Origin of the sequence: Pseudomonas izuensis (genome assembly GCF_009861505.1) — a bacterium.
Taxonomy (GTDB): Bacteria; Pseudomonadota; Gammaproteobacteria; order Pseudomonadales; family Pseudomonadaceae; genus Aquipseudomonas; species Aquipseudomonas izuensis.
The window spans coordinates 138547-164402 of record NZ_WTFT01000002.1 but is presented as its reverse complement, the minus strand read 5'-3'; the positions used below and the strand labels follow the sequence as shown (position 1 = coordinate 164402).

The following is a 25856-nucleotide window of genomic DNA, read 5'->3' as shown; positions in this document are numbered from 1 at the left end:
TCTCAGTCGACTGGCACTCCGCCATCGCGAGCAGGCTCACTCCTACAAGGGGATTGCGGTGATCAGACGCCGGTGGCGATTCCGCGCCCAGGATCATTGATCCACTCGCTCCACGACCCGGCATACAACGCACCCAGTGGATAACCGGCCAGGCACAGGGCAAACAGGTTATGGCACGCTGTCACTCCGGACCCGCAATACGCCACCAGATCATTCGGCGAACGGTCACCCAGTTTCGCGGCGAATCGCTGCTTGAGTTGATCGCCCGGCAGGAAACGCCCATCGGCGCCCAGGTTGTCGGTGAACGCAGCGCATTGCGCGCCGGGAATGTGTCCGGCAATCGGGTCGATCGGCTCCATTTCACCCTTGAAACGCGGCAAGGCGCGGGCGTCGAGCAGGGTCAACTCGGGCTTGTCGAGGCGTTTGTGCAATTCTTCGGCACTGAGCAACAGTGAAGCGTCAGGCGTTCCGGTAAAGCTGCCGCGATTGTTCGCTGGTGCGTCAAGACTCAAGGGCAAACCCGCCGCGTGCCAGGCCTTGAGCCCGCCATCGAGGATGAACACCCCGTCACGCTTGCCCAACCAGGCCAGCAACCACCAGGCCCGCGCCGCGTAGGCGCCCGGACCGTCATCGTACAAAACCACTTCGCTGTCGTTGTCGATGCCCCAGGCCTGCAAACGCTCGATCAGGTCGGCCGGCTCGGGCAATGGATGACGCCCGGTCACCCCCTTGACCACTTTGCCGCTGAGATCACGCTCAAGATCGGCAAAACCCGACCCGGCGATGTGACCTTGCGCATAGCTGCGCTGACCATAATCCGGGTCTTCCAAGGCAAAACGACAATCCAGAATCACCAGCCCTGGCTGCTCCTTTTTCAGGTCCAACGCTTGCGGGCTGATCAGTTGCGCAATGGGCATAACAGGCTCCTTTGATTAGGTTTCGAACCTACTGTACTTCTTCCAGTGCCTGGGCCAGCGGCACGTAAAACTCCTCGAACAACGCGTCGACCGCCTCGCGCGCCTGATCGGTGACAAACCCGGCTTCCAGCACCAGCACCTGATAAACACCGCGCTTGATCGCCTGCTCGCTGAGGTGGCTGGAGTTTTCCCGCGTGGTGCACAAAAAACGCACCCAGGACGTGAGGATGATCCAGGCATTGAGGGTCAGGGACTCGATCTGCACCCGATTCATCTTCAGGATGCCGGCGTCGACGAAGCCTTCGTAGATGTGCGTGCCCTGGATCAGGCATCGCTGGGAAAAACGTCGATAGCGCCCGGCCAGGTCCGGATCGCTGTCGAGCAAGTGCTCGAGGTCGCGATGCAAAAACCGGTAACGCCACATCGCCGAGAGCAACTCCTTGAGGTAGAAGCGCTTGTCTTCCACTGTCGCCGCCCGGCCCTGGGGCGGACGCAGAAAGCTGTCTACCAGGCTTTCGTACTCGCTGAACAGCACGGCGATGATCGCCTGCTTATTGGGGAAGTGGTAGTACAGGTTGCCCGGGGAAATTTCCATGTGGGCAGCAATGTGGTTGGTGCTGATGCTGCGCTCGCCCTGCTGATTGAACAGTTCAAGGCTGTTCTGCACGATGCGCTCGCTGGTTTTTATCCTTGGGGCCATGGCTTGAGCTTAAATTCAGAGTGCGTTGACGGGCATCTTACGACCTATCCGGACAGGGATAAAACAAAGCTGCGCCTGGATGTCATTTGACTTTATAGAGTATAGACTCTAGAAAGTGCCTTATTACAATAAATCCGGAGCCGACCATGACTGCCGAAATTTCCTACCTCAAAGATCTGCAGCTTCCTCTGGAAGAACTCCAGGCCCTGTTTGACGCGCAGCGCGCCGCCTACGCCGCCAACCCCATGCCGCCTGCCGCACAGCGCCAACAATGGCTCAAGGCGTTGCGTGATTTATTGAATAGCGAACGTCAGGCCCTGATCGACGCGATCAGCCAGGATTTCAGCCACCGCAGCGCCGATGAAACCCTGCTCGCCGAGTTGATGCCCAGCCTGCACGGCATCCATTACGCCAGTCGACACCTCAAAAACTGGATGCGTCCTTCGCGGCGCAAGGTCGGCGTGGCCTTCCAGCCTGCCTCGGCCAAAGTGGTTTACCAGCCGCTGGGCGTGGTCGGGGTGATCGTGCCGTGGAACTACCCGTTGTACCTGGCCATGGGGCCACTGGTCGGTGCGTTGTCGGCGGGCAATCGGGTGATGCTCAAGCTCAGCGAATCGACCCCTTCCACCGGCTTGTTGCTCAAGCAATTGCTGGGGCGAATCTTTCCCGAAGACCTGGTTTGCGTGGTGCTGGGCGAGGCCGATATCGGCGTGGCGTTTTCCCGGCTGCGTTTCGATCATTTGCTGTTCACAGGTGCCACCAGCATCGGCAAACACGTGATGCGCGCGGCGGCGGAGAACCTTACCCCAGTCACCCTGGAACTGGGCGGCAAGTCCCCGGCTATCGTTTCCCGTGATGTGCCGCTCAAGGATGCCGCCGAACGCATCGCCTTCGGCAAGACCCTCAACGCCGGGCAAACCTGCGTGGCCCCGGACTATGTGCTGGTGCCGGAAGACCGTGTCGGTTCGTTCGTCGAGGCTTATCGCCAGGCGGTACGCGGCTTTTATCCGACACTGGCTGACAACCCGGACTACACCGCCATCATCAATGACCGACAACTGGCCCGACTCAACGGCTATATCAGCGACGCCACCAGTAAAGGCGCATTGCTGGTCCCGCTGTTCGAACAGGGTCAGGGACGTCGCATGGGGCATAGCCTGCTGCTCAACGTCAGCGACGACATGACGGTGATGCAGGACGAAATCTTCGGCCCGCTGCTGCCGATCGTGCCCTACAAGGAGCTGGATCAAGCATTTACCTACATCAACCAGCGCCCTCGCCCACTGGCGCTGTATTACTTCGGCTATGACAAGCGCGAGCAGAACCGCGTGCTGCATGAAACCCATTCCGGTGGTGTATGCCTCAACGACACGCTGCTGCACGTTGCCCAGGATGACATGCCATTCGGCGGCATCGGTCCCTCGGGCATGGGCCATTACCACGGCCACGAAGGCTTCCTGACGTTCAGCAAGGCCAAGGGGGTGCTGATCAAACAACGCTTCAACGCGGCGAAACTGATCTACCCGCCGTATGGCAAATCCATCCAGAAACTGATCCAGAAGCTGTTCATCCGCTAACGCTCAATACCATCGGGTAATAACAATAATGAGCCCAAGCCTTTGCGATTCTCCCGCGCTGTCACGGCGCGGCCTGCTCAAGTTCAGCCTGGGCGCCAGCGCCTTTCTCGCCACCGCCGGATTGGGGGCCAGTCTCAGCGGCTGTTCATCGAGCATTGTGGCCAGCGGTTTTGCGGCGCTGCGCAGTGGCGACCTGCTGTTTCTGCGAGCGCTGATCCCGGTGATGCTCGACGGTGCCGTGGCCGTTGAGCACATGCCCGGTGCGGTCGAAGGCACCTTGAAAAGCCTGGATTACAGCCTCGACCACTTGTCGCCGGAAATGCTCAAGCTGACCCGCCAATTGTTCGATGTGCTGGGCATGGCCGTGACCCGTGGACCGCTCACCGGCATCTGGGGCAGCTGGGAAAATGCCGGCGGCGACGAGATCCGGCATTTTCTCGCTCGTTGGCAGAACAGCTCGCTGAGCCTGCTGCGCATGGGCCACAGCTCCTTGTTGCAACTGGTGATGATGGCCTGGTATGGGCGCAAGGAATCATGGGCGCATTGCGGGTATCCCGGGCCTCCGACTGTTTGAGACCGCGTCGCGCCCATCGCGGGCAAGCCTAGCTCCCACAGGTTTGAGGTGGCCCACCCTTTTGTGAACGACTCAAACCCTGTGGGAGCCAGGCTTGCCCGCGATGGCGTCAGCCGCATCACCACCCAATTCAAAATAATAAGAGAACCTGAATATGCCCGTACCCGACCCGTTCCGCGAAGGCATGGCCCGTGGCTGGAAAACCCATGATGGCTCGCGACTGACCCAGGACCTGGTCCTGGAAGCGGATGTAGCGATCATCGGCAGTGGCGCCGGCGGCGGGACCACCGCTGAAATTCTCAGCGCGGCGGGCTACAAAGTGCTGCTGATCGAAGAAGGCCCGCTCAAGACCAGCAGCGACTTCAAGCTGCTTGAAGACCAGGCCTACGCCAGCCTCTATCAGGAAGGCATCGGGCGCATGAGCAAGGACGGTGCGATCACCATCCTCCAGGGACGGGCCGTGGGCGGCACCACGTTGATCAACTGGACGTCCAGTTTCCGCACCCCTGAAGCTACCCTGGAACACTGGGCCAAAGAGCACAACGTGAAAGGCCACAGCCCGGCGGACATGGCACCGTGGTTCGAGAAAATGGAGCAGCGCCTTGGCGTCGCCCCGTGGAGGGTCCCGCCCAACGCCAACAACGACGTTATCCGCAAAGGCTGCGAAAAGCTCGACTACAGCTGGCATGTCATCCCGCGCAATGTGCGCGGCTGCTGGAACCTCGGCTATTGCGGCATGGGCTGCCCGACCAATGCCAAGCAATCGATGATGGTTACCACCATTCCCGCCACCCTGGAAAAGGGCGGTGAGTTGCTCTACCTGGCCCGTGCCGAAAAGCTCCTCATCAGCGGTGACAAGGTCACCGGGCTGCAATGCGTGGCGATGGACGAACGCTGCGTCCAGCCCACGGGTCGCAGCATTACGGTCAAGGCACGGCATTACGTATTGGCTGGCGGCGGGATCAACAGCCCGGCGCTGTTGTTGCGTTCCGAGGCGCCGGATCCGCACCAACGCCTGGGCAAACGGACCTTTCTGCATGTGGTGAACATGTCCGCCGGGCTGTTCGACGAGGTGATCAACCCGTTCTACGGGGCGCCGCAGTCGATTTACTCCGATCATTTCCAATGGCAGGACGGCACCACCGGCAAAATCGGCTACAAGCTGGAGGTTCCTCCGCTGCACCCGGCACTGGCGGCGACGCTACTCGGCGGTTTCGGCCAGGAAAATGCGCAGCACATGGCCAACCTGCCCCACACCCACGCGATGCTGGCGTTGCTGCGTGACGGGTTCCACCCCGACAGCCCCGGAGGCAGCGTCGAGTTGCGCGGCGACGGCACGCCGGTGCTCGATTACCCGGTTTCACCCTATGTCTGGGAAGGGCTGCGCCGGGCGTTCCACAGCATGGCCGAGATCCAGTTCGCCGGCGGCGCCAATGCGGTCATGCCGATGCACGCCGATGCGCGGTATGTAAAAAGCCTGGGCGAAGCGCGCACGCTGATCGACAGCCTCAGCCTGGAGTTGTACCGCACGCGGTTGGGCAGCGCCCATGTGATGGGTGGTTGCGCCATGGGCGAAGACCCGAAAAACGCCGTGACCGACAGCCTTGGCCGGCATCATCAACTGGGCAATTTGTCGATACATGATGGCTCGCTGTTCCCCACCAGCATTGGCGCAAACCCGCAATTGTCGGTCTATGGCCTGACAGCGCAACTGGCCACTTCCTTGGCCGAACGTTTGAAAAACCCGTGAAAATGACGAATATTCCTATCGTCTATAGTGCTTTCTTACCCAACAGGCGACTTGGCCGACCGGTAAGGCTGCGATACCATCCGATTCCCCAACGCACTCCCGCCAGGACGACGCGATGAACCGAGTGTTGTACCCAGGTACCTTCGACCCTATTACCAAGGGCCATGGCGATCTGGTCGAACGCGCCTCGCGCCTGTTCGATCACGTGATCATTGCCGTGGCCGCCAGCCCGAAGAAAAACCCGTTGTTTCCTCTGGAACAGCGTGTGGCACTGGCCCGTGAGGTCACCAAACATTTGCCGAACGTTGAAGTCGTCGGCTTCTCGACTCTGCTGGCGCACTTCGCCAAAGAGCAGAACGCCAACGTGTTCCTGCGTGGTTTGCGCGCGGTCTCGGACTTCGAATACGAATTCCAGCTGGCCAACATGAACCGGCAACTGGCCCCGGACGTGGAAAGTCTGTTCCTGACCCCGTCCGAGCGTTATTCGTTCATTTCCTCGACGCTGGTCCGTGAAATTGCAGCCTTGGGCGGTGATATCACCAAGTTCGTACACCCTGTGGTCGCGGATGCACTGACCGAACGCTTCAAGAAATAAATCTCGATCTGTAGGAGCCGGCTTACTGGCGATCAATACAACGCGGTGTAACTGTTACGCCGCTTTCGCCGGCAAGCCGGCTCCTACAATCCGTCGTAGTCGCGTGCAGTACAGGCGCCAATGCGGCACAATTATGCGCATTGATATATTGCGCCCGGGCCCGCCGCCCCGGCTGGAGTTAGCATGTCCCTGATCATCACCGACGATTGCATCAACTGCGACGTCTGCGAACCCGAGTGCCCGAACGCCGCCATTTCCCAGGGCGAAGAGATCTACGTGATCGACCCGAACCTGTGCACGCAGTGCGTGGGCCACTACGACGAACCGCAATGCCAACAGGTCTGCCCGGTGGATTGCATTCCATTGGACGAAGCCCATCCGGAGACTGAAGAGCAGTTGATGGAGAAGTACCGGAAGATTACCGGTAAGGCTTGAGTCAGATATTTTTGTAGTGCTCTTGAGGGCCTCTTCGCGAGCAAGCCCGCTCCCACATTGGATCTGTGTCGCTCACAAGTCCCCTGTGGGAGCGGGCTTGCTCGCGAAGGCGTCATCAGCCACACCGAAGATGTAACTGACTTTACTCCCGCTGCTCAAACCCCTCCCCAATACACCCCAAACACCGCACGAACGCCGCTTTCGCCGGGTCGACCACCAAGGCCTGCCCCGCATCGCCCACACCGCCGCCCAATGCAGTAAAGGGCAGCGACACCACAAAGACGCCCGCACCAATCACCGTCGCCACGACCAGCAGAGGCCGGGCAATCAGCAGATCGCCAATCATCGCGTAAGCAGGTGGATTCTGGATGGCATAGCGCGGATCGCCGCTGCCGCTGCTGGCAGCGGCTGAAGCGCAGATGCCCAGCAACAGCGCGACGACAAGGGTTCGAAACGGATTCATGGCACGGTCCTTCGGCTAGACAGTCACGCACTGACTATAGACCGTCGACACAACACAACCCTGTAGGAGCTGCGATGCGGGGACCCGACTTGCCAGCGAAGAGGTCGGCACATACAGCATCGATGTCGCCTGACACGCCGCCTTCGCCAGCAAGCCGGCTCCTACAGGTCTGGCGTTTCAGCGCTGGCAGCGCGGGCAAAAGACACTGGCGCGTTGCCCGAGTTTCACTTCCCGCAATTGCGTACCGCAGACCTTGCAATGCTCGGCGCCTCGGCCGTACACGAACAGCTCCTGCTGGAAGTAGCCCGGCTGGCCATCACCCCCAATAAAATCGCGCAGCGTGGTACCACCGCGCTCGATGGCGGCGGCCAGGATGCGTTTGATCTCGATCGCCAGCTTCAGGTACCGAGCACGGGAAATGCTTTTGGCCTCGCGGCGCGGGTCGATCCCGGCGGCGAACAACGCTTCGGTCGCGTAGATGTTGCCGACACCGACCACCACTGCGTTGTCCATGATGAACGGCTTGACCGCCATCGAACGCCCGCGGGACAGCTGGAACAGACGGTCGCCGTCGAACAGGTCGGTCAGCGGTTCCGGCCCCAGGCGAATCAACAATTCATGGTTGAGCGGATCGAGGCTCCAGAGCATCGCGCCAAACCGGCGCGGGTCGGTATAGCGCAAGGCCAGGCCCGACTCCAGTTCGATATCCACATGTTCATGCTTGGCGGCCGGCAGGCCGGCTTCCACCAGACGCAAATTCCCCGACATGCCCAAATGGCTGATCAAGGTGCCGACTTCAGCGTTGATCAGCAGGTACTTGGCACGCCGTTCCACCAGCACGATGCGCTGGCCGGACAGGCGCACATCGAGGTCCTCGGGAATCGGCCAGCGCAAGCGACGCTCACGCACGATCACCCGGCTGACGCGCTGGCCCTCCAGGTGCGGGGCAATGCCGCGACGGGTGGTTTCGACTTCTGGCAGTTCAGGCATGGAGGTCGCGAATCGTTTGCTTGAGGGTTTCGAAATCGTAGTCCGAGAGGCCGACGTAATCGAGCACCAGATGCGCGATGCTATTCCATTCATGGTCTTCGGTCTGGTTGCCCAGCACCCGGTAGGACGCACAAATGTGCTCGGCCATCTTCAGGATCGCCAACAGATTCTTCAGCGAACTGTTGTTCGAAGACTCATCGCTGAAGATCGCCAGGGCATTGTGGTGATTGGCGATCGCGGCCGTGACATGGTCCGGCAGGCGCCAGGACTTGGCCGTGTAATAACCGACCACCGCGTGATTGGTGTTGAAGGCCTGGTTTTCAGTGTCCACCACCCGGCAATCGGGACCGGCGTTGGCGTAGGCCTGTTCCAGCACCGCCATGTAGTCGGGGAAACGCTGGAGCATCAGCGGCACGCCACAATCATGGAACAGACCCAGGGCGTACGCTTCGTCACCGGCTTGGGTACCGATGCGCTGGGCCAGGGTCAGGCAGGTCATTGCCACATCCTGCGCGGTGTCCCAGAAGCGGTTCAGGGTGACGATGGTTTCGTCGTTCATCTCGCCCTTGATCGACTGTGCGTTGATCAGGTTGATGATCGAGCGGCTGCCCAGCAGATTCACCGCGCGCTGGATCGAGGCGATCTTGTTGGTCAAACCGTAATACGGCGAGTTGACGATTTTCAGCAAGGAACCGGAGAGGCCAGGGTCCTGGGAAATCAGCTTCGCGATCACATCCAGATCCGGGTCGGGCATGTACTGCTCCATCTGCAGATCCACCATGATCTGCGGTTGGGCCGGCACACTGATGCCTTGCAGGGATTGCTGGATCTGTTCGGGAGTCAACTCTTGGGACATAGGTACACACTCTGGGCCAAGCGCAGATTCTAGCTTCTAAAAGTTGGATCCGACACCTTGAAGGGTCCATCGGCTGAAGTTTCCAGATCCCTGGCCTGACTCACCGCATGTCCATCCGCCGCGCCGTGGCCTTGCGCAACAGGCTATACTCCCGCTCTTTTTTCCGGAGCGACGTCATGTCCCTGCCTAGCCTGCGCCTCAAAGCCAACGCCGACCGCCGTCTGCGCAACGGTCATTTGTGGGTCTATAGCAACGAAATCGATGTAGCGGCGACCCCTTTGCACGGTTTCAAGGCCGGCGATCAGGCGATCCTCGAAGCCGCCGGCGGCAAGCCGTTGGGCATTGTCGCCATGAGCCCGAACAACCTGATCTGCGCCCGCCTGCTGTCGCGTGACATCAAGCTGCCGCTGGACAAATCACTGCTGGTGCATCGCCTGAACGTGGCCCTGTCGCTGCGCGATCGCCTGTTCGACAAGCCGTTCTACCGCCTGGTCTACGGCGATTCCGACCTGTTGCCAGGCCTGGTGGTCGACCGTTTTGGCGACATCCTGGTGGTGCAGATTGCCTCGGCGACCATGGAAGCCCACAAGGATGACGTGATCGCGGCGCTGACCCAAGTGCTCAAGCCAAGCGGCATTCTGTTCAAGAACGACTCCGCGGCCCGTGATGCCGAAGGCCTCAACCGCTACGTCGAAACCGTGTTCGGCCTGGTGCCGGAGTGGGTGGCGCTGGAAGAGAACGGCGTGAAATTCGAAGCACCGGTCATCCAGGGCCAGAAAACCGGCTGGTTCTACGACCACCGCATGAACCGTGCTCGCCTGGCACCGTATGCCAAGGGCAAGCGCGTACTGGACCTGTACAGCTACATCGGCGGCTGGGGCGTGCAAGCGGCGGCATTCGGTGCCAGCGAAGTGTTCTGCGTCGATGCTTCGGCCTTCGCCCTCGACGGCGTCGAGCGCAATGCTGCGCTGAACGGTTTTGCCGAGAAGATGACCTGCATCGAAGGCGACGTGTTCGAAGCCCTGAAAGAGCTGAAAGCCAGCGAGGAACGTTTCGACGTGATCGTGGCCGACCCTCCGGCGTTCATCAAACGCAAGAAAGACATGAAAAACGGCGAAGGCGCCTACCGCCGCCTGAACGAGCAAGCCATGCGCCTGCTCACCAAGGATGGCATCCTGTTCAGCGCATCCTGCTCGATGCACCTGCCGGAAGACGACCTGCAAAACATCCTGCTGACCAGCGCCCGTCACCTGGATCGCAATATCCAGATGCTGGAACGTGGCGGCCAGGGTCCGGATCATCCGGTGCATCCGGCCATCCCTGAAACCCGCTACATCAAGAGCATTACTTGCCGGTTGTTGCCAAACAGCTAAGCCGAACACCGCGCCCATCGTGGAATGCATTCCGCTATGGGCGCGGATTGCGCTGATCAGCACGGACAAGAACGGTCCGACATTTGATCAGGATCGTTCCTACCTCTCCCGCATTGACTTTGCCTGCCGTCGAATCGACTCTCGATCACCCCTCACGGATCGAGCTGCCTGACCGATGATGCACAACGTAAACCCCAAGAAAAAAGCACCCGCCGTTGCCTTGTTGATGACCATGACGATGCTTGGTGTTTTCTGTCTCGACGTGCTGCTCCCCTCTTTCCCTGCATTGGCCCGACACTTTCGGACCACGCCCGAAGACATCGCGCTATCCATCAGCCTGTTCGCCGTCGGGATCTCGTTGTCACAACTGTTTATAGGGCCTCTATCGGATGCGATGGGACGCAAACGCCTGTTGTTGGCGGGGTTGGCGGTTTCAATCGTCGGGGCCGCGGGTTGCGTCCTGTCGAGCGAGTACGCCTGGTTCCTGACGTTCCGTGTGGTCCAGGCCCTCGGCTGCGGCTGTTTCATCCTCGCGCAGGCGCTGGTTCAGGATCTGTTCGAAGGTGTGGAGCGTGATCGCCTGAGGATCCTCATGGTGACGTCCACCGGGATTTTCATTTCCGTCTCGCCATTAGCCGGTGCCGTTTTGCAAGAGCTACTGGATTGGCCGGGCAGTTTCATGGTGTTTGCTGCACTTGCCGCCGGGGTGTTCCTTTGTGCCTGTTTCAGTCTTGAAAAAAACCATGGCGGTGCAATGGGTGGTCAACCCAACTTCATTCAGTCTTATCGACGGGTCTACAGCCACTTCGAGTTTGTGAGTTACTGGCTGATATCGGCCTTTGCCTTCGCCTGCCATTTTTCATTCATTGTTATTTCACCGCTGATTTTCATGGAGCGCCTTCAGCTCTCGGCCCATGATTTCTCGCTGACCCTGCTGATCTACGGAGTGGCCTATCTGGTCGGGGGAGCCATCGCGACCCTGTTGAGCCGCCGTATCGGCAGTGACTATCAGATCATTATCGGGTTGAGCCTCATCCTGCTGTCGGGTTTGAGCATGCTCTACATCTCGGGCCGGTTTGCCCTGTCACCCTCGACCGTGCTGATTCCGATGATTATCTGTACAGCAGGCACCACCATCGCGCGCCCAGCCGCCACCTCCAGAGCCATGAGTTTTTTTCCGAACAACGCCGGGACCTCTTCATCGGCCGGCAGCACACTGGTCTTCATTTGCGGCGGGTTGATCAGCGCGCTTGTCAGTTTGAGCCACGCGTCCGTGCACGATACGCTCGGCTACAGCTTTATCGCCCTGAGCGTGCTGGCGCTAGCCCTGAGCTATCGCATCAACAGCCGAAGTAAAAGTACGGTCCTCCGCCCGGACAGCCAGTAACGGCAACCAGTCGTCATCCCGCACGCTTCGTCAACACCGGATCAATGCTTCCCGGCATTCCCTCCAGCCACCAGCCGTGTAGAATCGCGAACATTCATCGCCAGTCATCCCCGGCGGGTTTATGAGCTCAAGCTGAAGCGCGCGGCGATCCCGCAAAGTTATCGGCAACCTATGGACACACGGCCATTTCCGAGTACTCCAGACGTCAATAGAAGCTCACTTCCCTTTTGATACCTGATTAGCCGCCCGGAGTGCTTCATGCCTGATTACCGCTCGAAAACATCCACCCATGGCCGCAACATGGCCGGCGCCCGCGCACTGTGGCGCGCCACGGGGATGAAAGATGACGACTTCAAAAAGCCGATCATCGCCATTGCCAACTCCTTCACCCAGTTCGTACCGGGCCACGTCCACCTCAAGGACCTGGGCCAACTGGTCGCCCGCGAAATCGAACGCGCGGGTGGTGTGGCAAAAGAATTCAACACCATCGCTGTCGATGACGGCATCGCCATGGGCCACGATGGCATGCTGTATTCGCTGCCGAGCCGCGAGATCATCGCCGACTCCGTCGAGTACATGGTCAACGCCCACTGCGCCGACGCCATCGTCTGCATCTCCAACTGCGACAAGATCACCCCCGGCATGCTGATGGCGTCCCTGCGCCTGAACATCCCGGTGATCTTCGTGTCCGGCGGCCCGATGGAAGCCGGCAAGACCAAACTGGCCAGCCACGGTCTCGACCTGGTTGACGCCATGGTGATCGCCGCCGACTCCAGCGCTTCTGACGAGAAGGTTGCCGAGTACGAGCGCAGCGCCTGCCCGACTTGCGGTTCGTGCTCCGGCATGTTCACCGCCAACTCGATGAACTGCCTGGTTGAAGCCCTGGGCCTGGCCTTGCCGGGCAACGGTTCGACCCTGGCCACCCACAGCGACCGCGAGCAGTTGTTCCTGCAGGCTGGCCGCACCATCGTCGAGCTGTGCAAGCGTTACTACGGCGAGAACGATCAGTCGGTGTTGCCGCGCAACATCGCCAACTTCCAGGCGTTCGAAAACGCCATGACCCTGGACATCGCCATGGGCGGTTCCACCAACACCATCCTGCATTTGCTGGCGGCTGCCCAGGAAGCCGAGATCGATTTCGACCTGCGCGACATCGACCGTCTTTCGCGCAACGTGCCACAACTGTGCAAGGTCGCGCCGAACATCCAGAAGTACCACATGGAAGACGTGCACCGTGCCGGCGGGATCTTCAGCATCCTCGGCTCGCTGGCCCGTGGCGGCCTGCTGCACACCCAGTTGCCGACCGTGCACAGCCGCAGCATGGAAGAAGCCATCGCCAAGTGGGACATTACCCAGACCAACGACGAAGCCGTGCATCACTTCTTCAAGGCAGGTCCTGCGGGCATCCCGACGCAAACCGCGTTCAGCCAGTCGACCCGTTGGGAAACCCTGGACGACGACCGTGAAAACGGCTGCATCCGCAGTGTCGAGCACGCCTACTCGCAAGAAGGCGGCCTGGCTGTGCTGTACGGCAACATCGCCCTCGACGGTTGCGTGGTGAAAACCGCCGGCGTCGATGAGTCGATCCACGTGTTCGAAGGCAACGCCAAGATCTTCGAAAGCCAGGACAGCGCCGTGCGCGGCATCCTCGCCGACGAAGTGAAGGAAGGCGACATCGTCATCATTCGCTACGAAGGCCCGAAAGGCGGCCCGGGCATGCAGGAAATGCTGTACCCGACGTCCTACCTGAAATCCAAAGGCCTGGGCAAAGCCTGCGCCCTGCTCACCGACGGCCGCTTCTCCGGTGGTACTTCCGGTCTGTCCATCGGCCACGCTTCGCCTGAAGCGGCTGCCGGTGGCGCGATCGGTCTGGTGCAGGACGGTGACAAAGTGCTGATCGACATTCCGAACCGCTCGATCAACTTGTTGATCAGCGACGAAGAACTGGCTGCACGCCGGGTCGAGCAGGACAAGAAAGGCTGGAAACCGGTGGAAATGCGTCCACGTAAAGTGACCACCGCCCTGAAGGCCTACGCCCTGTTGGCGACCAGTGCCGACAAAGGTGCTGTGCGTAACAAGGCGATGCTTGACGGGCTGTAAGCGTCAGCCGCCCCCATAAAAATGCCCCGCCAAGTGCGGGGCATTTTTGTTTCTACCGGTCACCTTTCACCTGTAGGAGCGAGCCTGCTCGCGATGGATGAGAGAACGCTGCAGGGTATCAGGCAGCCGGCGTCATCGTTAACGACCATCGCGAGCAGGCTCGCTCCTACAATGAATCAAAATCCTTACTGGATCTCTTGCGGCGTGACGATCACCCAGTTCTTATCGGCAGTCACGGTGAGTCCTTCCTTGGCCTGGGCTGCAGCATTCTTGGCCATCATGCCGTTGATCTGGGTCATATATTTGTCCTTGCGGTTGACCCACAGGTGGATGCCGCCCTTGGCCACGTCGACGCTGTGGAACAGCATGTAGCCGTCGCTGCTCGGGGTATCGCCGCCAACCAGCACCGGCTTTTTCCATTCATCGATGTAGGTCAGGATCGCCGCCTGCTTGCCAGCCATCCAGGTCGCCGGCGTCCACAGGTATGGGGTCAGCTCCAGGCCGAGGTTGGCCTTTTCGTCATACTTGCCGGCGGTGATCTGCTTGCGCGCGGTAGTCAGCTCGCCGGTCTTGGGGTCCTTGAGCAGCATCGACACGCCGATCACGTTCTGCGGTTTGACGTTGTAGCCGTACTTCGGATCGGCCGCGACCATGCGCACCAGCTCTTCGGAGGCAGCGGTCATCACGTAGACCTCGATGCCGTTCTCCATCAACTTGTTGTAGAGCTCTTGCTGGCCGGTGAAGATTTTCGGCGGGTTGACGTCGAGCGTCTTGACCACGTCGCCGTCGTAATACGTGGCCGGCACCGGTTTGCCGGCCGCCATCATCTCATCCACATAGCCCTTGAGCTCTTGCAGCGTAAAGCCGGAAAACACCTGGGCGACCCATGGATAGCAAACCATGTCGTCGACTTCACAGAGGCGGTAGTAGTAGCTGAACAGGCTTTCCTTATGGTCGGCGGTGTCTTTGAACGGCATCAGTTTCAGGGAGGGGTCGAGTTTGTCGCGGGTGATCAGGCCCTTGTTCTCCATGAACGGCAGCAGCGACTCTTCGAGGTCGTAGCGGTAACTGGTGTTGTCCATGTCGAACACCGCGTAGTTACCCTTGTTGGCGTTGGCGGCGATCATCGCGTCCAGCGCCTTGGCCTGATCGGCCGGCCAGTGTTTCAAATCCGTGGCGAATACCTGGCCGGCGAGGCCCAGGCAAAGAGCTGCAGCCAGTAATGTCGGTGCGAACTTCATTGATGTTTCTCCCTGAGTGAAAGACATCGACGCTAACAAATAAGTGTGACAGTCCTCGTCTGCCAGCGACCGTCATCATGCCCATCGCGCCAGCTGCATCCCTGAGGGCGACACACGCTTATTCCAAAAACGACAGTTGCCAGACGTTTTTGGTATTAATTCATTGGAAATCAAGCTGTTAGGCTTGCCGGTTCGCAGCTGCCCCGGAAGGCAGTTGGCACATGTCTAATGGGAGTTCCAATGAATCTGCCGCTGATTCTCAATCTGCTGGTGTTCCTCGCCCTGCTCCTGGGTCTGGCACAAACCCGCCACTCAACCTGGAGCCTGGCGAAAAAAGTCCTGCTCGCGCTGGTACTCGGCGTGGTGTTCGGTGTGGCATTGCACACGGTGTACGGCACCGGTCATCCCGTGCTGAAAGCCTCGATCGGCTGGTTCGATCTGGTAGGCAACGGTTACGTGCAATTGCTGCAAATGATCGTGATCCCGCTGGTCTTCGCCTCGATCCTCAGCGCCGTGGCCCGCCTGCACAACGCTTCGTCGCTGGGCAAAATCAGCTTCCTGACCATCGGCACGCTGCTGTTCACCACGGCCATTGCGGCGTTGATCGGCATCGGCCTGACCAATCTGTTCGGCCTGACCGCCGAAGGCCTGGTGGCCGGCACCCAAGAACTGGCCCGCCTGCAAATCATCCAGTCCGATTACGCGGGCAAGGTCGCCGACTTGAATGTGCCGCAATTGTTGCTGTCGTTCATCCCGCAAAACCCGTTCGCCGACCTGGCGCGGGCCAGGCCGACGTCGATCATCAGCGTAGTGATCTTTGCCGCCTTCCTCGGTGTCGCAGCGCTGCAACTGCTCAAGGATGACGTGGAAAAAGGTCAGAAAGTGATCAACGCCATCGACACCCTGCAAGCCTGGGTAACCCGCCTGGTGCGCCTGGTGATGAAGCTGACCCCGTACGGTGTGCTGGCGCTAATGACCAAAGTGGTCGCCGGCTCCAACCTGCAGGACATCATCAAGCTCGGCAGTTTTGTCGTGGTGTCCTACATCGGCCTGGGACTGATGTTTGTCGTCCATGGCCTGTTGGTGTCGGCGGCGGGGATCAATCCGCTGCGCTTCTTCCGCAAGATCTGGCCGGTGCTGACCTTTGCGTTTACCAGCCGTTCGAGCGCCGCGACCATTCCATTGAGCATCGAAGCGCAGACCAGCCGTCTGGGCATTCCACAGTCCATCGCCAGTTTCGCCGCTTCGTTTGGCGCAACCATCGGCCAGAACGGCTGTGCCGGTCTGTACCCGGCGATGTTGGCGGTGATGGTTGCGCCGACCGTGGGCATCAACCCGCTGGACCCGCTGTGGATCGCGACGCTGGTGGCGATTGTCACGCTGAGTTCGGCCGGTGTCGCCGGAGTTGGCGGTGGTGCGACCTTTGCCGCGTTGATCGTATTGCCGGCGATGGGCTTGCCGGTGTCACTGGTGGCGTTGCTGATTTCGGTCGAGCCGTTGATCGACATGGGGCGTACGGCGTTGAACGTCAGTGGTTCGATCACTGCAGGTGCGATTACCAGCCAGGTGATGCAGCAGACGGATAAAGCGTTGCTGGATGCGGATGAGCATTCGGCGTTGGCTCACGCTTAAACTCTTCAGCGCCTGATCTGGCCTCATCGCGGGCAAGCCCGCTCCTACAGGGATTGTTGGTGTTCACACAATGTGTGTTTCAACACGGATACTGTGGGAGCTGGCTTGCCAGCGATGCTCTTAGGCTTTTTCCCACACTTCGAAGTTGTACGCCGGCTTGTCACCTTCCGCCGCATTCGGCACATCGGAAACCAGTTTCCATTCCTTCAAATCAAACTCCGGAAACCACGCATCCCCTTCCGGGCTCAGCGCCACGCGCGTCAAATACAAGCGATCAGCCTGCGCCATCCCCTGTGCATACAACTGCGCACCACCAATCAGCATCAACTCATCGACACCCTGCTCCTTCGCCCACTCTTCGGCGCGAACCACGGCGGCTTCCAGCGACGGGTAAACCTCGGCGCCTTCCAGCAGCAGATCCGCCTGACGGCTGACCACGATGTTCAAGCGCCCCGGCAGCGGGCGACCGAGGGAATCCCAGGTCTTGCGACCCATGATGATCGGCTTGCCCAAGGTCGTGGCCTTGAAGTATTTGAAGTCCCCCGGCAAGTGCCAGGGCATGCTGTTGTCGACGCCGATCACACGGTTTTCACCGAGGGCTGCGATCAGGCTGAGGGGGAGTGATTTAGTCATGCCGGCGAGGATACCAGAGGCTCGGCTTCTCGCAACGTAGCCCCCCGACAAGCGCCACAGCGGTTATGCTCACAGCTCAATTAAGCGACGGGATGCCGCGTGACTGAACTGAATAATCTCTGGCTGACAGAAACCATCCGCCTGCGCGAAGAACACGCAGGTCCCTTGGAGGATCTGGAAGCCAATCGTCTGGCCCGCAGCGCCGGCGGCGATTTACCGACACGCATTCAACGCCGAGCCCTGTGGCTGGCCGAACGGGATGGCCTGAGTAGCGCGCTCGTTCATTGGCTGCAAGGTGCGCGGCTGGCGCTGATCGTATTGGCGGTGCTGGCCGTGGTCAGCGGTGCCGGTCTGGCGTTCGCCGCACTGGGTGACGGGCAGACGCCGGTCAATGTGTTCTGGGCCTTGGGCAGTCTGCTCGGGCTCAATCTGATTCTGCTGTTGAGCTGGGCCTTGGGCCTGGTGTTTGCCGGCGAACACGGCGCCAGCCTCGGGCGCCTGTGGTTGTGGCTCAGCGAAAAACTCGCCCGCGATGCCAAAGCGGCGCAACTGGCGCCTGCCTTGCTCTTGTTACTGCAACGACAAAAACTCAATCGCTGGGCAATCGGCGTGCTGGTCAACGGCTTGTGGTGGCTGGCGATGTTGAGTGCGCTAGTGATGCTGCTGACGATCATGGCCACCCGGCGCTACGGTTTCGTCTGGGAAACCACCATCCTCGGTGCGGACACCTTTATCACAATGACCCAGGGCCTCGGCACCCTGCCAGCGCTGCTCGGCTTCAGCATACCGAGCGTGGAAATGATTCGCGCCAGTGGCGATGCCGCGCTGAATATCGAAAGCGCCCGCCAGGCCTGGGCGGCTTGGCTGGTTGGCGTGTTGCTGGTCTATGGCGTGCTGCCGCGACTGCTGCTGGCGCTGTTTTGCCTGTGGCGCTGGAAAACCGGTCGGTCGTCCTTGCATCTGGATTTGAACCTGCCCGGCTACGCTCAATTGCGCGAACGCCTGATGCCCACCAGCGAACGCCTGGGCATCAGCGATGAAGCGCCTGCGCAATTGCATCGCGTCGAAAGTGGCGTCAGTGACCAGCAAAGCGACGGCGCACTGCTGGTGGCCATCGAGCTGGACGATCAACACCCATGGCCGCCACAACTGCCGAAAAACGTCAGCAACGCCGGCATTCTCGACAGCCGCGAATCACGGCACAAACTCCTCGAACAACTGAGCCGTTTCCCCCCGGCTCGTCTGGCCATCGCATGCGATCCACGGCGCTCGCCGGATCGCGGCAGCCTGGCATTGATCGCCGAATTGGCCCGCAGCGCCAGCGCCACCCGCGTCTGGCTGCTGCAAGCGCCGCCCGGTGATGCGCTGGATGCCGATCGCCTCGGTGATTGGCACGTGGCCCTGCAACAGCTGGAACTGCCGTTCGCCGATAGCGCCCCGTTGAATTGGCTGGAGACGGGTCATGACTAAGCCTTTGAAGCTCGCCGTGGTCGGCCATACCAACGTTGGCAAAACCTCGTTGCTGCGAACCCTGACCCGTGACGTCGGCTTCGGCGAAGTCTCCCATCGCCCCAGCACCACGCGGCATGTAGAGGGTGCTCGTTTATCCGTGGACGGCGAGCCTTTGCTCGACCTCTTCGACACCCCTGGCCTGGAAGACGCCATCGCCTTGCTCGATTACCTCGAACGCCTGGAGCGCCCCGGCGAACGCCTCGATGGTCCGGCACGACTGAGCCGTTTTCTGGAAGGCAGCGAAGCGCGGCAGCGTTTCGAACAGGAAGCCAAAGTGCTGCGGCAACTGCTGACCTGCGATGCCGGCCTCTACGTGATCGACGCCCGCGAGCCGGTACTGGCCAAGTACCGCGACGAACTGGAAGTATTGGCCGGTTGTGGCAAACCACTGCTGCCGGTGCTGAATTTCGTCAGCAGCGATAACCACCGCGAGCCGGCCTGGCGTGAAGCGCTGGCGCGTCTCGGCCTGCATGCATTGGTGCGATTCGACAGTGTCGCGCCACCGGAGGATGGTGAGCGCCGACTCTATGAAAGCCTCGCACTCCTGCTGGAACATGCTCGCCCGCAGCTGGAGCGCTTGATTGCCGATCAACAGGCTCAACGCCTTGCGCGCCAGCAAAGCGCGGCGCGACTGATTGCCGAATTATTGATCGATTGCGCCGCCTGTCGGCGCAGTGTGGTCAGCGATGCAGAACAGGAACAGCAAGCCATCAACGAACTGCGCAAAAGCGTTCGCCAGCGGGAACAGCGCTGCGTCGAAGGCCTGCTCAAGCTCTACGCATTTCGTCCACAGGACGCAGCCGCGAGCGACCTGCCGCTGCTGGACGGGCGCTGGGGTGATGATCTGTTCAATCCGGAAACGCTCAAACAACTGGGCGTGCGGGTCGGCGGTGGGATCGCGGCTGGCGCAGCCGCCGGGGCCGGGGTCGACTTGCTGGTGGGCGGTATTACCCTCGGCGCCGCCGCACTGGCCGGGGCCATCGCCGGCGGTGCCCTGCAAACCGCGCGCAGTTATGGCAGCCGGTTGCTGGGCAAGATCAAGGGCCAGCGTGAATTGACCGTCGATGACCATGTGCTGCGGCTATTAGCGTTGCGCCAACGGCAACTGCTGCAAGCGCTGGATGCCCGTGGGCATGCGGCGATGGACAGTATTCAAGTAGCCACGCCGCAGGACAAGAGCTGGCGCGAAGGCAAACTGCCAGAAGCCCTGAACAAGGCGCGTGCGCATCCACAGTGGTCGTCGCTCAATGCCCACCCGAAGCTGAATCAGGCTGAGCGGCAGGAGCAGGTGGAGGAACTGGCGCGGCAACTTTAAATGCTGCGGTGTGTGGACTGGCCCCTTCGCGAGCAGGCTCGCTCCCACAGTTGACCGCATTCCCCTGTGGGAGCGAGCCTGCTCGCGAAGGGCGCACCACGGTTCAGAGGTTTTAGGCTGCCAACAGCCGCAACGCCTTTTCCTTCAAAAGACCAAGATCAATCACCGGCACATGCATCTCCTTGGCCAGCTCATCCCACTGGCGCATGCGCAAACTCACTTCGCACAACGGGTCCTGCTCGAAGGCATCTGCTTCGGCGTCGGTCATCACCCCGCCCTGATATTCCAGCGTGCGGCGACTGGCCTCGCTCAAACGCTCGTAATACCCAGGCTCCCTGAGCGTCAGATATCGCTTGGCCTGCACGTGATACTCCACCAACCGTGCCATGCGTTCGCTAAAACCTGCGCTGCGCAGGTAGTCAGCGCCCAGACGTTCATGACTGACCACGCCAAAGCCGCCCATGTTCTCGGCACCCTCGGCACAGATGTGCCCGATGTCGTGGAAGAACGCGGCCAGCACCACTTCGTCATCGAAGCCTTCGGCCATTGCGCACTGCGCGGCCTGGGACATGTGCTCGATCTGCGATACCGGCTCGCCGATGTAATCGGCATCGCCGAAGCGTTCGTACAGGGCGAATACCTTGGCGACGGTTTGTTCGTTGGGGTTCATCAGAAGTCTCTCGATGAATTGGAATGTGTGCTCAATGGTAGACCGCAATCGCGGGCAAGCCTTGCTCCCACAGAGTTTAAGTCGTACGCAATATTTGTGACCGACATTAAACCTGTGGGAGCAAGCGGGCGGCGATCCGACTTGCCCGCGATGTGGCCCTATCAGGCGAAAAATGGCTTACTTGGCCGCCACTTTCTCGGACTTGCCGTCATAACGCTTGCGCCATTCGGTCAGGATCTCGTCGCGATTCTTCGAGGCCCAGGCGAAGTCGTTTTTGATCAGGCGCTGCTCATAATCGGCCGGCAATTCGGTCTGCGGCTTGGCGATACCCGGTTGTGCGAGTACGGCGAAGTTCTCTTTATAAAGCTCCATCGCCTCAGGGCTGGCCGAGAAGTCCGCGAGTTTCTTCGCAGCGTCTTCATGCGCGGTGCCTTTGATCACGGCAGTCGCTTCGATCTCCCAACCCAAACCTTCTTTCGGCAGGATGATGTCCAGCGGCGCGCCCTGGCGCTTCAGTTGAACTGCCGGGTATTCGAAGGAAATACCAATCGGGAACTCACCGGCAGCGGCCAGTTTGCAGGGCTTGGAGCCGGAGTGAACGTACTGGCCGATGTTCTGGTGCAGGTCGTCCATGTACTGCCAGCCCTGCTTCTCGCCGAAGGTCTGCAACCAGGCGCTGACGTCGAGGAAACCGGTGCCGGAGGACGCCGGGTTCGGCATGACGATCTTGCCTTTGTATTCAGGCTTGGTCAGGTCTTGCCAGCTGACTGGCTTGGTCAGGCCCTGCTTCTCGGCTTCGACAGTATTGAAGCAAATGGTCGCGGCCCAGACGTCCATGCCGACCCAGGCGGGCGGGTTGGCGGCGTCGCGGTAGTTACCGCCGATTTTGCCCAGGTCTTTTGGCGCGTAGCTTTGCAGCATGCCTTGCTGATCGAGGATCGCCAGGCTGGAAGCCGCCAGGCCCCACACGGCGTCAGCCTGCGGGCGAGCCTTTTCGGCCAGCAGTTTGGCGGTGATGATGCCGGTGGAATCGCGCACCCACTTGATTTCGACGTCCGGGTTGGCCTTTTCGAAAGCGTCCTTGTAGGTCTTCAGTTGTTCGGCTTCGAGGGCGGTGTACACCGTCAACTCGGTTTTCGCAGCGTATGCGTTCAGGCTGAAAGCAGTGAGGACAGCAGCGGCCAGGGCCATAGGCTTGAACATGATCTTTTCCTGTTGTTGAGTTGAGGGATTGAATCAATGACCGGGCGCGGTCTGCCGCCAGGCTTGTGAGCGGCGCAGCAAACCGCGCGAGGCCCAGGCCAGCAGCAGGGATACGCCCGCCGAGGTGAACAGAATCAGGGTCGACATCGCCGCCGCGCCGCCGACGTTGCCGGCGTCGTCCATGTTCAGCACTGCCACCGCCGCAAGGATCGTGTCGGGGCTGTAGAGGAAGATCGCCGCCGAGACGGTGGTCATGGCCGAGACGAACAGGTAGCGCACGATGTCCAGCAGCGCCGGCAGGCAAATCGGCACGGTGACCCGCAGGTAGTGCCGGTACAGCGGCGCCTTGAGCGACAGCGCGGCCGCTTCGAACTCGGCGTCGAGCTGGCGCAATGCGGTGGTGGCGGTCATCTGCGCGGTGGTCAGATAGTGCGCAATGGTGCAGACCACCAACAGGGTCATGGTGCCGTAGAGCACGTGCAGCGGATTGCCGGTGAGGTTGAAGAAGAAGACGTAACCCAGGCCGAGCACCAGGCCCGGCACCGCCATCGGTACGAAACTGAGCATGCGCAGGGTCAGATTCAGGCCGCGCTGGCCCTTGGTTTTCTCCATCAGGTAGGCACCGGTGAAGATCAGCACGCTGCCGATCAGCGCCGTGCACAACGCCATCTTCACGCTGTTGCCATAGGCCAGCCAGCCACCGCCCGCGGTGTCATTGAACTGATAGTGGTTCAGCGACAGCGACAGGTTGTACGGCCAGAACTTCACCAGCGACGAGAACACCGCCATGCCGAACACCAGCAGCAACGCGGCGCAGATCAGCAGCACGATGGCCAGGTAGCAACCGTCGCGCAGTGTCGACGGCGCCGGCTTGAAGACCTGCGCCCGACCGCTCATGGAATCGCCATGACGCCGACGCAACCAGGCGTCGACACCGAAGCTGAACAGCGCCGGCAGCAGCAACACCATGCCGATCAAGGCGCCGCGACCGAACTGCTGCTGGCCGACCACGGCTTTGTAGGCTTCCAGCGCCAGCACCTGATAGTCACCACCGACCACCACGGGCACGCCGAAATCGGTGATGGTCAAGGTGAACACCAGGCAGAACGCGGCGAACACTGCCTGACGCGTCGCCGGCCAGGTGATGCTGCGAAAGGCTTTCGCGGGACTGGCGCCCATGCTGGACGCGGCATCGAACAGGCGCGCATCCGCCAGGGACAGGGCTGACAGCAGAATCATCAAGGCATGTGGGAAGGTGTAGATGACCTCACCCAGTACAATGCCCCAGAAGCCGTAGATGTTGTCCGAGAGCAAACCGCGCAGCATGCCCTGGTTGCCGAACAGATAAACCAGCGCGATACCGGGCAGCATCGACGGCGCCATCAGTGGCAGCAACGAAATGCCGCGCCAGATGCCTCTGCCAGGTATCAACGTGCGTTGCAGGGCGTAGGCAAACAGGTAGGCCAGCGGTACGACGATGGCCGCCACACTGAGGGAAACCTTCAGGCTATTGCCCAGCAGCCAGTGGAAGTTAGCGCTGGTCACCAACTCTTTGGCTGCAACCCAACCACCGCCCTGCCCGGCCTCGGCACTGAAGCCACGCCAGAAGATCGCCAGCAATGGCATCAACACGGCAACGCCGAGCATCACCAGCAGCAGGACTTTTCCGCCGACCACAAACAGCCGATCACCGATCTCGGCACGAGAAACTGGCCGCTCCTGCTTGCGCGGTAGCGGCAGCGCGATGTTCGCGCTCATCAGGCAAACACCTGCAGGCTGCGCGGTGGCAAGGCGACCATGATCTGCTGCGCGCCAAGACGCGGCATGGCTTCCGGCGCCAGTTCCGCCAGCAAGGCGTGGCCGGGCAAATGATCGAGTTCGAAGCTCATGCGGCAGCGGTTGCCGAGGAAAGTGATTTCGCGAACCTTGGCCGGGAACAGGTTTTCTTCGTGCACCACCGGGTTGACGTTGATCGCTTCCGGGCGACAGAACAAACGACCTGATGCAGCCCTGGCGCTGCCGTCGACCAGACGCAGGTTCATCCCGCCGACCTGGGCGTGACTGTCGCTGCTGCTGTGGAACGGCAGCCAGTTGCCCTGGCCGACGAACTCCGCCACGAACGGCGTGGCCGGGCGGTTGTAGATTTCCTGTGGCGTGGCGTACTGCTCGACCTGGCCGTTGTTCATCACGGCGATGCGGTCGGCCATCAACATGGCCTCGTCCTGATTGTGGGTAACCATCAGGGTGGTGATACCGAGCTCCCGCTGCAGTTGACGCAATTCGGTGCACAGGTGCTCACGAACGCGGGCGTCGAGGGCCGACATCGGCTCATCGAGCAGTAACAACGACGGCGCCGGGGCCAGCGCCCGAGCCAGTGCGACCCGTTGCTGCTGACCGCCGGACAATTGGCCGGGGTACTTTTTCTCACTGCCGCTCAGGCCAACCAGTTCGAGCATCTGCCCGACACGCTGGCGCACTTCATCGCGACCGCTGCCGGCCAGGCCGTAGGCGATGTTCGCTTCGACGGTGAGATTGGGAAACAGTGCGTAGGACTGGAACAGAATGCCGTAGTCCCGAGCCTGAGGCGCCAGGTGGGAAACGTCGCGACCGCCCAGGTACAACTCGCCACTGTCCTGTTTCTCCAGGCCGGCGATGCAGCGCAGCAGAGTGGTTTTGCCACAACCGGAAGGTCCGAGCAGGCACACCAGCTCACCGGCCGCCACGTCGAGGGACACATTGTCGAGCGCGGTGAAGGCACCGAAACGCTTGTGCACGCCGCGCACTTTCATCGGCGCGCCGGGGTTGGTCAGGGCAGTTGCGATCGAGTTGTTCATGGACGGACCTCATCTAGCAGATGAAGGCCATCCTAGAGTTGTAATGCGTCCGTCATATGGCAGTGAGGCAAAATCGGCCGATAGTGGTATTCGGGATTTTTGGTTCAAGTTTTTTTTGCCTGTACTGACCTCATCGCTGGCAAGCCAGCTCCCACAGGGTTCTCCAGTGAACACAGATCTGTGGGAGCTGGCTTGCCAGCGAAGAGGCCAGCACAGGCAATGGAGATCTCAGACCGGAGACATTTCCTGCGCCACCCCGAGAAACGCTGCCGGCAACCGCGCGTTTTTTCGCTCCTTGAGGCAGTACAGATACTCCGGCAGCAAGGGCGCATTCTCGATGGTCAGCACCCGCAGCTGGGGATCGTGGGGCACTTCCTGGCGGGCGATGAGGCTGATGCCGATGTTGCGCAGCACCGCTTCGCGGATCGACTCGCGACTGCCGATCTCCAGCAATGGCCCGACATTCACGCCGGCGCCGGCCAGCAGCTCTTCTGTCATGCGCCGGGTGGTCGAGCCCGGTTCGCGCATCAACAATGTATGCCCTGCCAATGCACTGAGCGGCACATGGTCGTGGACCGCCAACGGATGACTGCGATGCACCGCCAGCACCAGCGGATCGCTGCCGAGCACCCGGCGAATCAACCGTGTGTCCTCCAGCAACTGCGAGGACGCCGCGACATCGACCCGGTAATCCTCCAACGCTTCCAGCACCTGCTGCGAGTTGCCGATTTCCACCGACACTTCCACCTGGGGCAGGCGCTCGCGAAAAGTTTTCACCAGATCGAGGATGTAATACGGCGCGGTGGCGGCGATGCGCAACGTGCCCTGGACCTGCCCGCTGTTGCGCAGGAAAAACTCGATGTCGGCTTCCTGCTGCATCAGCGCCTTGACCATCGGCAGCAGGCGCGCGCCCTCTTCACTGACACTCAGGCGACGCCCGCCACGGTAAAACAACTCCACCGAGTACTGGCTTTCGAGATTGCGAATCTGGGTCGTCACCGTGGGCTGGCTCAGGCCGAGCTTCTTTGCTGCCAGGGTAATGCTGCCCAGGCGGGCAACCATGTAAAACGCCTTCAGCTCGGCACTCAGCACAAGCATC

General features: G+C 60.8%; 23 protein-coding genes. 11 read left to right on the top strand and 12 right to left on the bottom strand.

Features of this window, described 5'->3' with window-relative positions; genetic code table 11:
* Window positions 1-62: 62 nt before the first annotated feature.
* Together GPL81_RS00940 and GPL81_RS00935 are read right to left on the bottom strand one after the other, a co-directional pair.
* The gene (locus GPL81_RS00940) at window positions 63-917 is read right to left on the bottom strand and encodes a sulfurtransferase (RefSeq protein WP_160104842.1); all 855 of its coding nucleotides are present in this window, start codon (window positions 915-917) and stop codon (window positions 63-65) included.
* Between the two features lie 28 nt (window positions 918-945).
* Window positions 946-1617: a TetR/AcrR family transcriptional regulator gene (locus GPL81_RS00935; protein ID WP_160104841.1), complete on the bottom strand. Its 672-nt coding sequence runs from the start codon at window positions 1615-1617 to the stop codon at window positions 946-948.
* 146 nt (window positions 1618-1763) lie between these two features.
* Here GPL81_RS00935 and GPL81_RS00930 point away from each other — a divergent pair, with 146 nt between their 5' ends.
* The 5 genes from GPL81_RS00930 (at window position 1764) to GPL81_RS00910 (ending at window position 6548) form a co-directional block, all read left to right on the top strand.
* Entirely contained in the window at window positions 1764-3194 is a 1431-nt protein-coding gene (locus GPL81_RS00930; protein WP_160104840.1) for a coniferyl aldehyde dehydrogenase, read from the top strand.
* 28 nt (window positions 3195-3222) lie between these two features.
* Window positions 3223-3768, top strand: coding sequence for a twin-arginine translocation pathway signal protein (locus GPL81_RS00925; protein ID WP_160104839.1), 546 nt, complete (start codon window positions 3223-3225; stop codon window positions 3766-3768).
* A 154-nt stretch (window positions 3769-3922) separates the two neighbouring features.
* On the top strand, window positions 3923-5518 hold the full coding sequence (locus GPL81_RS00920) for a GMC family oxidoreductase (RefSeq protein ID WP_160104838.1): 1596 nt from the start codon (window positions 3923-3925) through the stop codon (window positions 5516-5518).
* A 115-nt stretch (window positions 5519-5633) separates the two neighbouring features.
* On the top strand, window positions 5634-6113 hold the full coding sequence (coaD, locus tag GPL81_RS00915; RefSeq protein ID WP_096514383.1) for a pantetheine-phosphate adenylyltransferase: 480 nt from the start codon (window positions 5634-5636) through the stop codon (window positions 6111-6113).
* Between the two features lie 183 nt (window positions 6114-6296).
* Window positions 6297-6548 (top strand): YfhL family 4Fe-4S dicluster ferredoxin, encoded by a 252-nt coding sequence (locus GPL81_RS00910; RefSeq protein ID WP_003195146.1) that lies wholly within the window; start codon window positions 6297-6299, stop codon window positions 6546-6548.
* 142 nt (window positions 6549-6690) lie between these two features.
* Here the strand turns inward: GPL81_RS00910 and GPL81_RS00905 are convergent, their stop codons facing one another.
* The 3 genes from GPL81_RS00905 to GPL81_RS00895 form a co-directional block, all read right to left on the bottom strand.
* Complete coding sequence (locus GPL81_RS00905) at window positions 6691-7011, bottom strand: multidrug transporter (RefSeq protein WP_160104837.1); 321 nt, start codon at window positions 7009-7011, stop codon at window positions 6691-6693.
* 177 nt (window positions 7012-7188) lie between these two features.
* Window positions 7189-8001 carry a bifunctional DNA-formamidopyrimidine glycosylase/DNA-(apurinic or apyrimidinic site) lyase gene (mutM, locus tag GPL81_RS00900; RefSeq protein ID WP_160104836.1) on the bottom strand — a complete coding sequence of 271 codons (813 nt, stop codon included), beginning with the start codon at window positions 7999-8001 and terminating at the stop codon, window positions 7189-7191.
* Window positions 7994-8803, bottom strand: coding sequence for an HDOD domain-containing protein (locus tag GPL81_RS00895; protein WP_178122552.1), 810 nt, complete (start codon window positions 8801-8803; stop codon window positions 7994-7996). Before GPL81_RS00895 ends, mutM begins: the two co-directional genes overlap by 8 nt.
* Before the next feature lie 230 nt (window positions 8804-9033).
* On the opposite strand from GPL81_RS00895, the gene GPL81_RS00890 reads away from it, so the two are divergent.
* From GPL81_RS00890 to ilvD, 3 genes are all read left to right on the top strand, one after another.
* Window positions 9034-10230 carry a class I SAM-dependent rRNA methyltransferase gene (locus GPL81_RS00890; RefSeq protein ID WP_008065056.1) on the top strand — a complete coding sequence of 399 codons (1197 nt, stop codon included), beginning with the start codon at window positions 9034-9036 and terminating at the stop codon, window positions 10228-10230.
* A 175-nt stretch (window positions 10231-10405) separates the two neighbouring features.
* Window positions 10406-11617: an MFS transporter gene (locus GPL81_RS00885; RefSeq protein ID WP_425502492.1), complete on the top strand. Its 1212-nt coding sequence runs from the start codon at window positions 10406-10408 to the stop codon at window positions 11615-11617.
* Between the two features lie 258 nt (window positions 11618-11875).
* Window positions 11876-13717, top strand: coding sequence for a dihydroxy-acid dehydratase (gene ilvD / locus GPL81_RS00880; protein ID WP_160104834.1), 1842 nt, complete (start codon window positions 11876-11878; stop codon window positions 13715-13717).
* Between the two features lie 185 nt (window positions 13718-13902).
* On the opposite strand, the gene GPL81_RS00875 is transcribed toward ilvD, so the two are convergent.
* Complete coding sequence (locus GPL81_RS00875) at window positions 13903-14958, bottom strand: HAD family hydrolase (RefSeq protein ID WP_160104833.1); 1056 nt, start codon at window positions 14956-14958, stop codon at window positions 13903-13905.
* Between the two features lie 240 nt (window positions 14959-15198).
* On the opposite strand from GPL81_RS00875, the gene GPL81_RS00870 reads away from it, so the two are divergent.
* On the top strand, window positions 15199-16590 hold the full coding sequence (locus GPL81_RS00870) for an L-cystine transporter (RefSeq protein ID WP_160104832.1): 1392 nt from the start codon (window positions 15199-15201) through the stop codon (window positions 16588-16590).
* A 120-nt stretch (window positions 16591-16710) separates the two neighbouring features.
* Here GPL81_RS00870 and GPL81_RS00865 read toward each other — a convergent pair whose 3' ends face one another.
* On the bottom strand, window positions 16711-17223 hold the full coding sequence (locus GPL81_RS00865; protein ID WP_160104831.1) for a dihydrofolate reductase: 513 nt from the start codon (window positions 17221-17223) through the stop codon (window positions 16711-16713).
* Window positions 17224-17322: 99 nt separating this feature from the next.
* On the opposite strand from GPL81_RS00865, the gene GPL81_RS00860 reads away from it, so the two are divergent.
* Complete coding sequence (locus GPL81_RS00860) at window positions 17323-18693, top strand: DUF2868 domain-containing protein (RefSeq protein WP_160104830.1); 1371 nt, start codon at window positions 17323-17325, stop codon at window positions 18691-18693.
* Window positions 18686-20050: a GTPase/DUF3482 domain-containing protein gene (locus GPL81_RS00855; protein ID WP_160104829.1), complete on the top strand. Its 1365-nt coding sequence runs from the start codon at window positions 18686-18688 to the stop codon at window positions 20048-20050. The genes GPL81_RS00860 and GPL81_RS00855 overlap by 8 nt, the downstream gene beginning before the upstream one ends.
* A 112-nt stretch (window positions 20051-20162) precedes the next feature.
* Here the strand turns inward: GPL81_RS00855 and GPL81_RS00850 are convergent, their stop codons facing one another.
* The 5 genes from GPL81_RS00850 to GPL81_RS00830 all read right to left on the bottom strand — a co-directional run bounded on the left by GPL81_RS00850 (window position 20163) and on the right by GPL81_RS00830 (window position 25849).
* Window positions 20163-20720 carry a phosphonate degradation HD-domain oxygenase gene (locus GPL81_RS00850; RefSeq protein ID WP_160104828.1) on the bottom strand — a complete coding sequence of 186 codons (558 nt, stop codon included), beginning with the start codon at window positions 20718-20720 and terminating at the stop codon, window positions 20163-20165.
* A gap of 177 nt (window positions 20721-20897) precedes the next feature.
* The gene (locus GPL81_RS00845; RefSeq protein ID WP_160104827.1) at window positions 20898-21923 is read right to left on the bottom strand and encodes a putative 2-aminoethylphosphonate ABC transporter substrate-binding protein; all 1026 of its coding nucleotides are present in this window, start codon (window positions 21921-21923) and stop codon (window positions 20898-20900) included.
* Between the two features lie 33 nt (window positions 21924-21956).
* On the bottom strand, window positions 21957-23681 hold the full coding sequence (locus tag GPL81_RS00840; RefSeq protein ID WP_160104826.1) for a putative 2-aminoethylphosphonate ABC transporter permease subunit: 1725 nt from the start codon (window positions 23679-23681) through the stop codon (window positions 21957-21959).
* Window positions 23681-24757, bottom strand: a complete 1077-nt coding sequence (locus GPL81_RS00835) for a putative 2-aminoethylphosphonate ABC transporter ATP-binding protein (protein WP_160104825.1) — start codon at window positions 24755-24757, stop codon at window positions 23681-23683. Before GPL81_RS00835 ends, GPL81_RS00840 begins: the two co-directional genes overlap by 1 nt.
* A gap of 228 nt (window positions 24758-24985) precedes the next feature.
* Window positions 24986-25849, bottom strand: a complete 864-nt coding sequence (locus tag GPL81_RS00830) for a LysR family transcriptional regulator (RefSeq protein ID WP_160104968.1) — start codon at window positions 25847-25849, stop codon at window positions 24986-24988.
* Window positions 25850-25856: the final 7 nt, after the last annotated feature.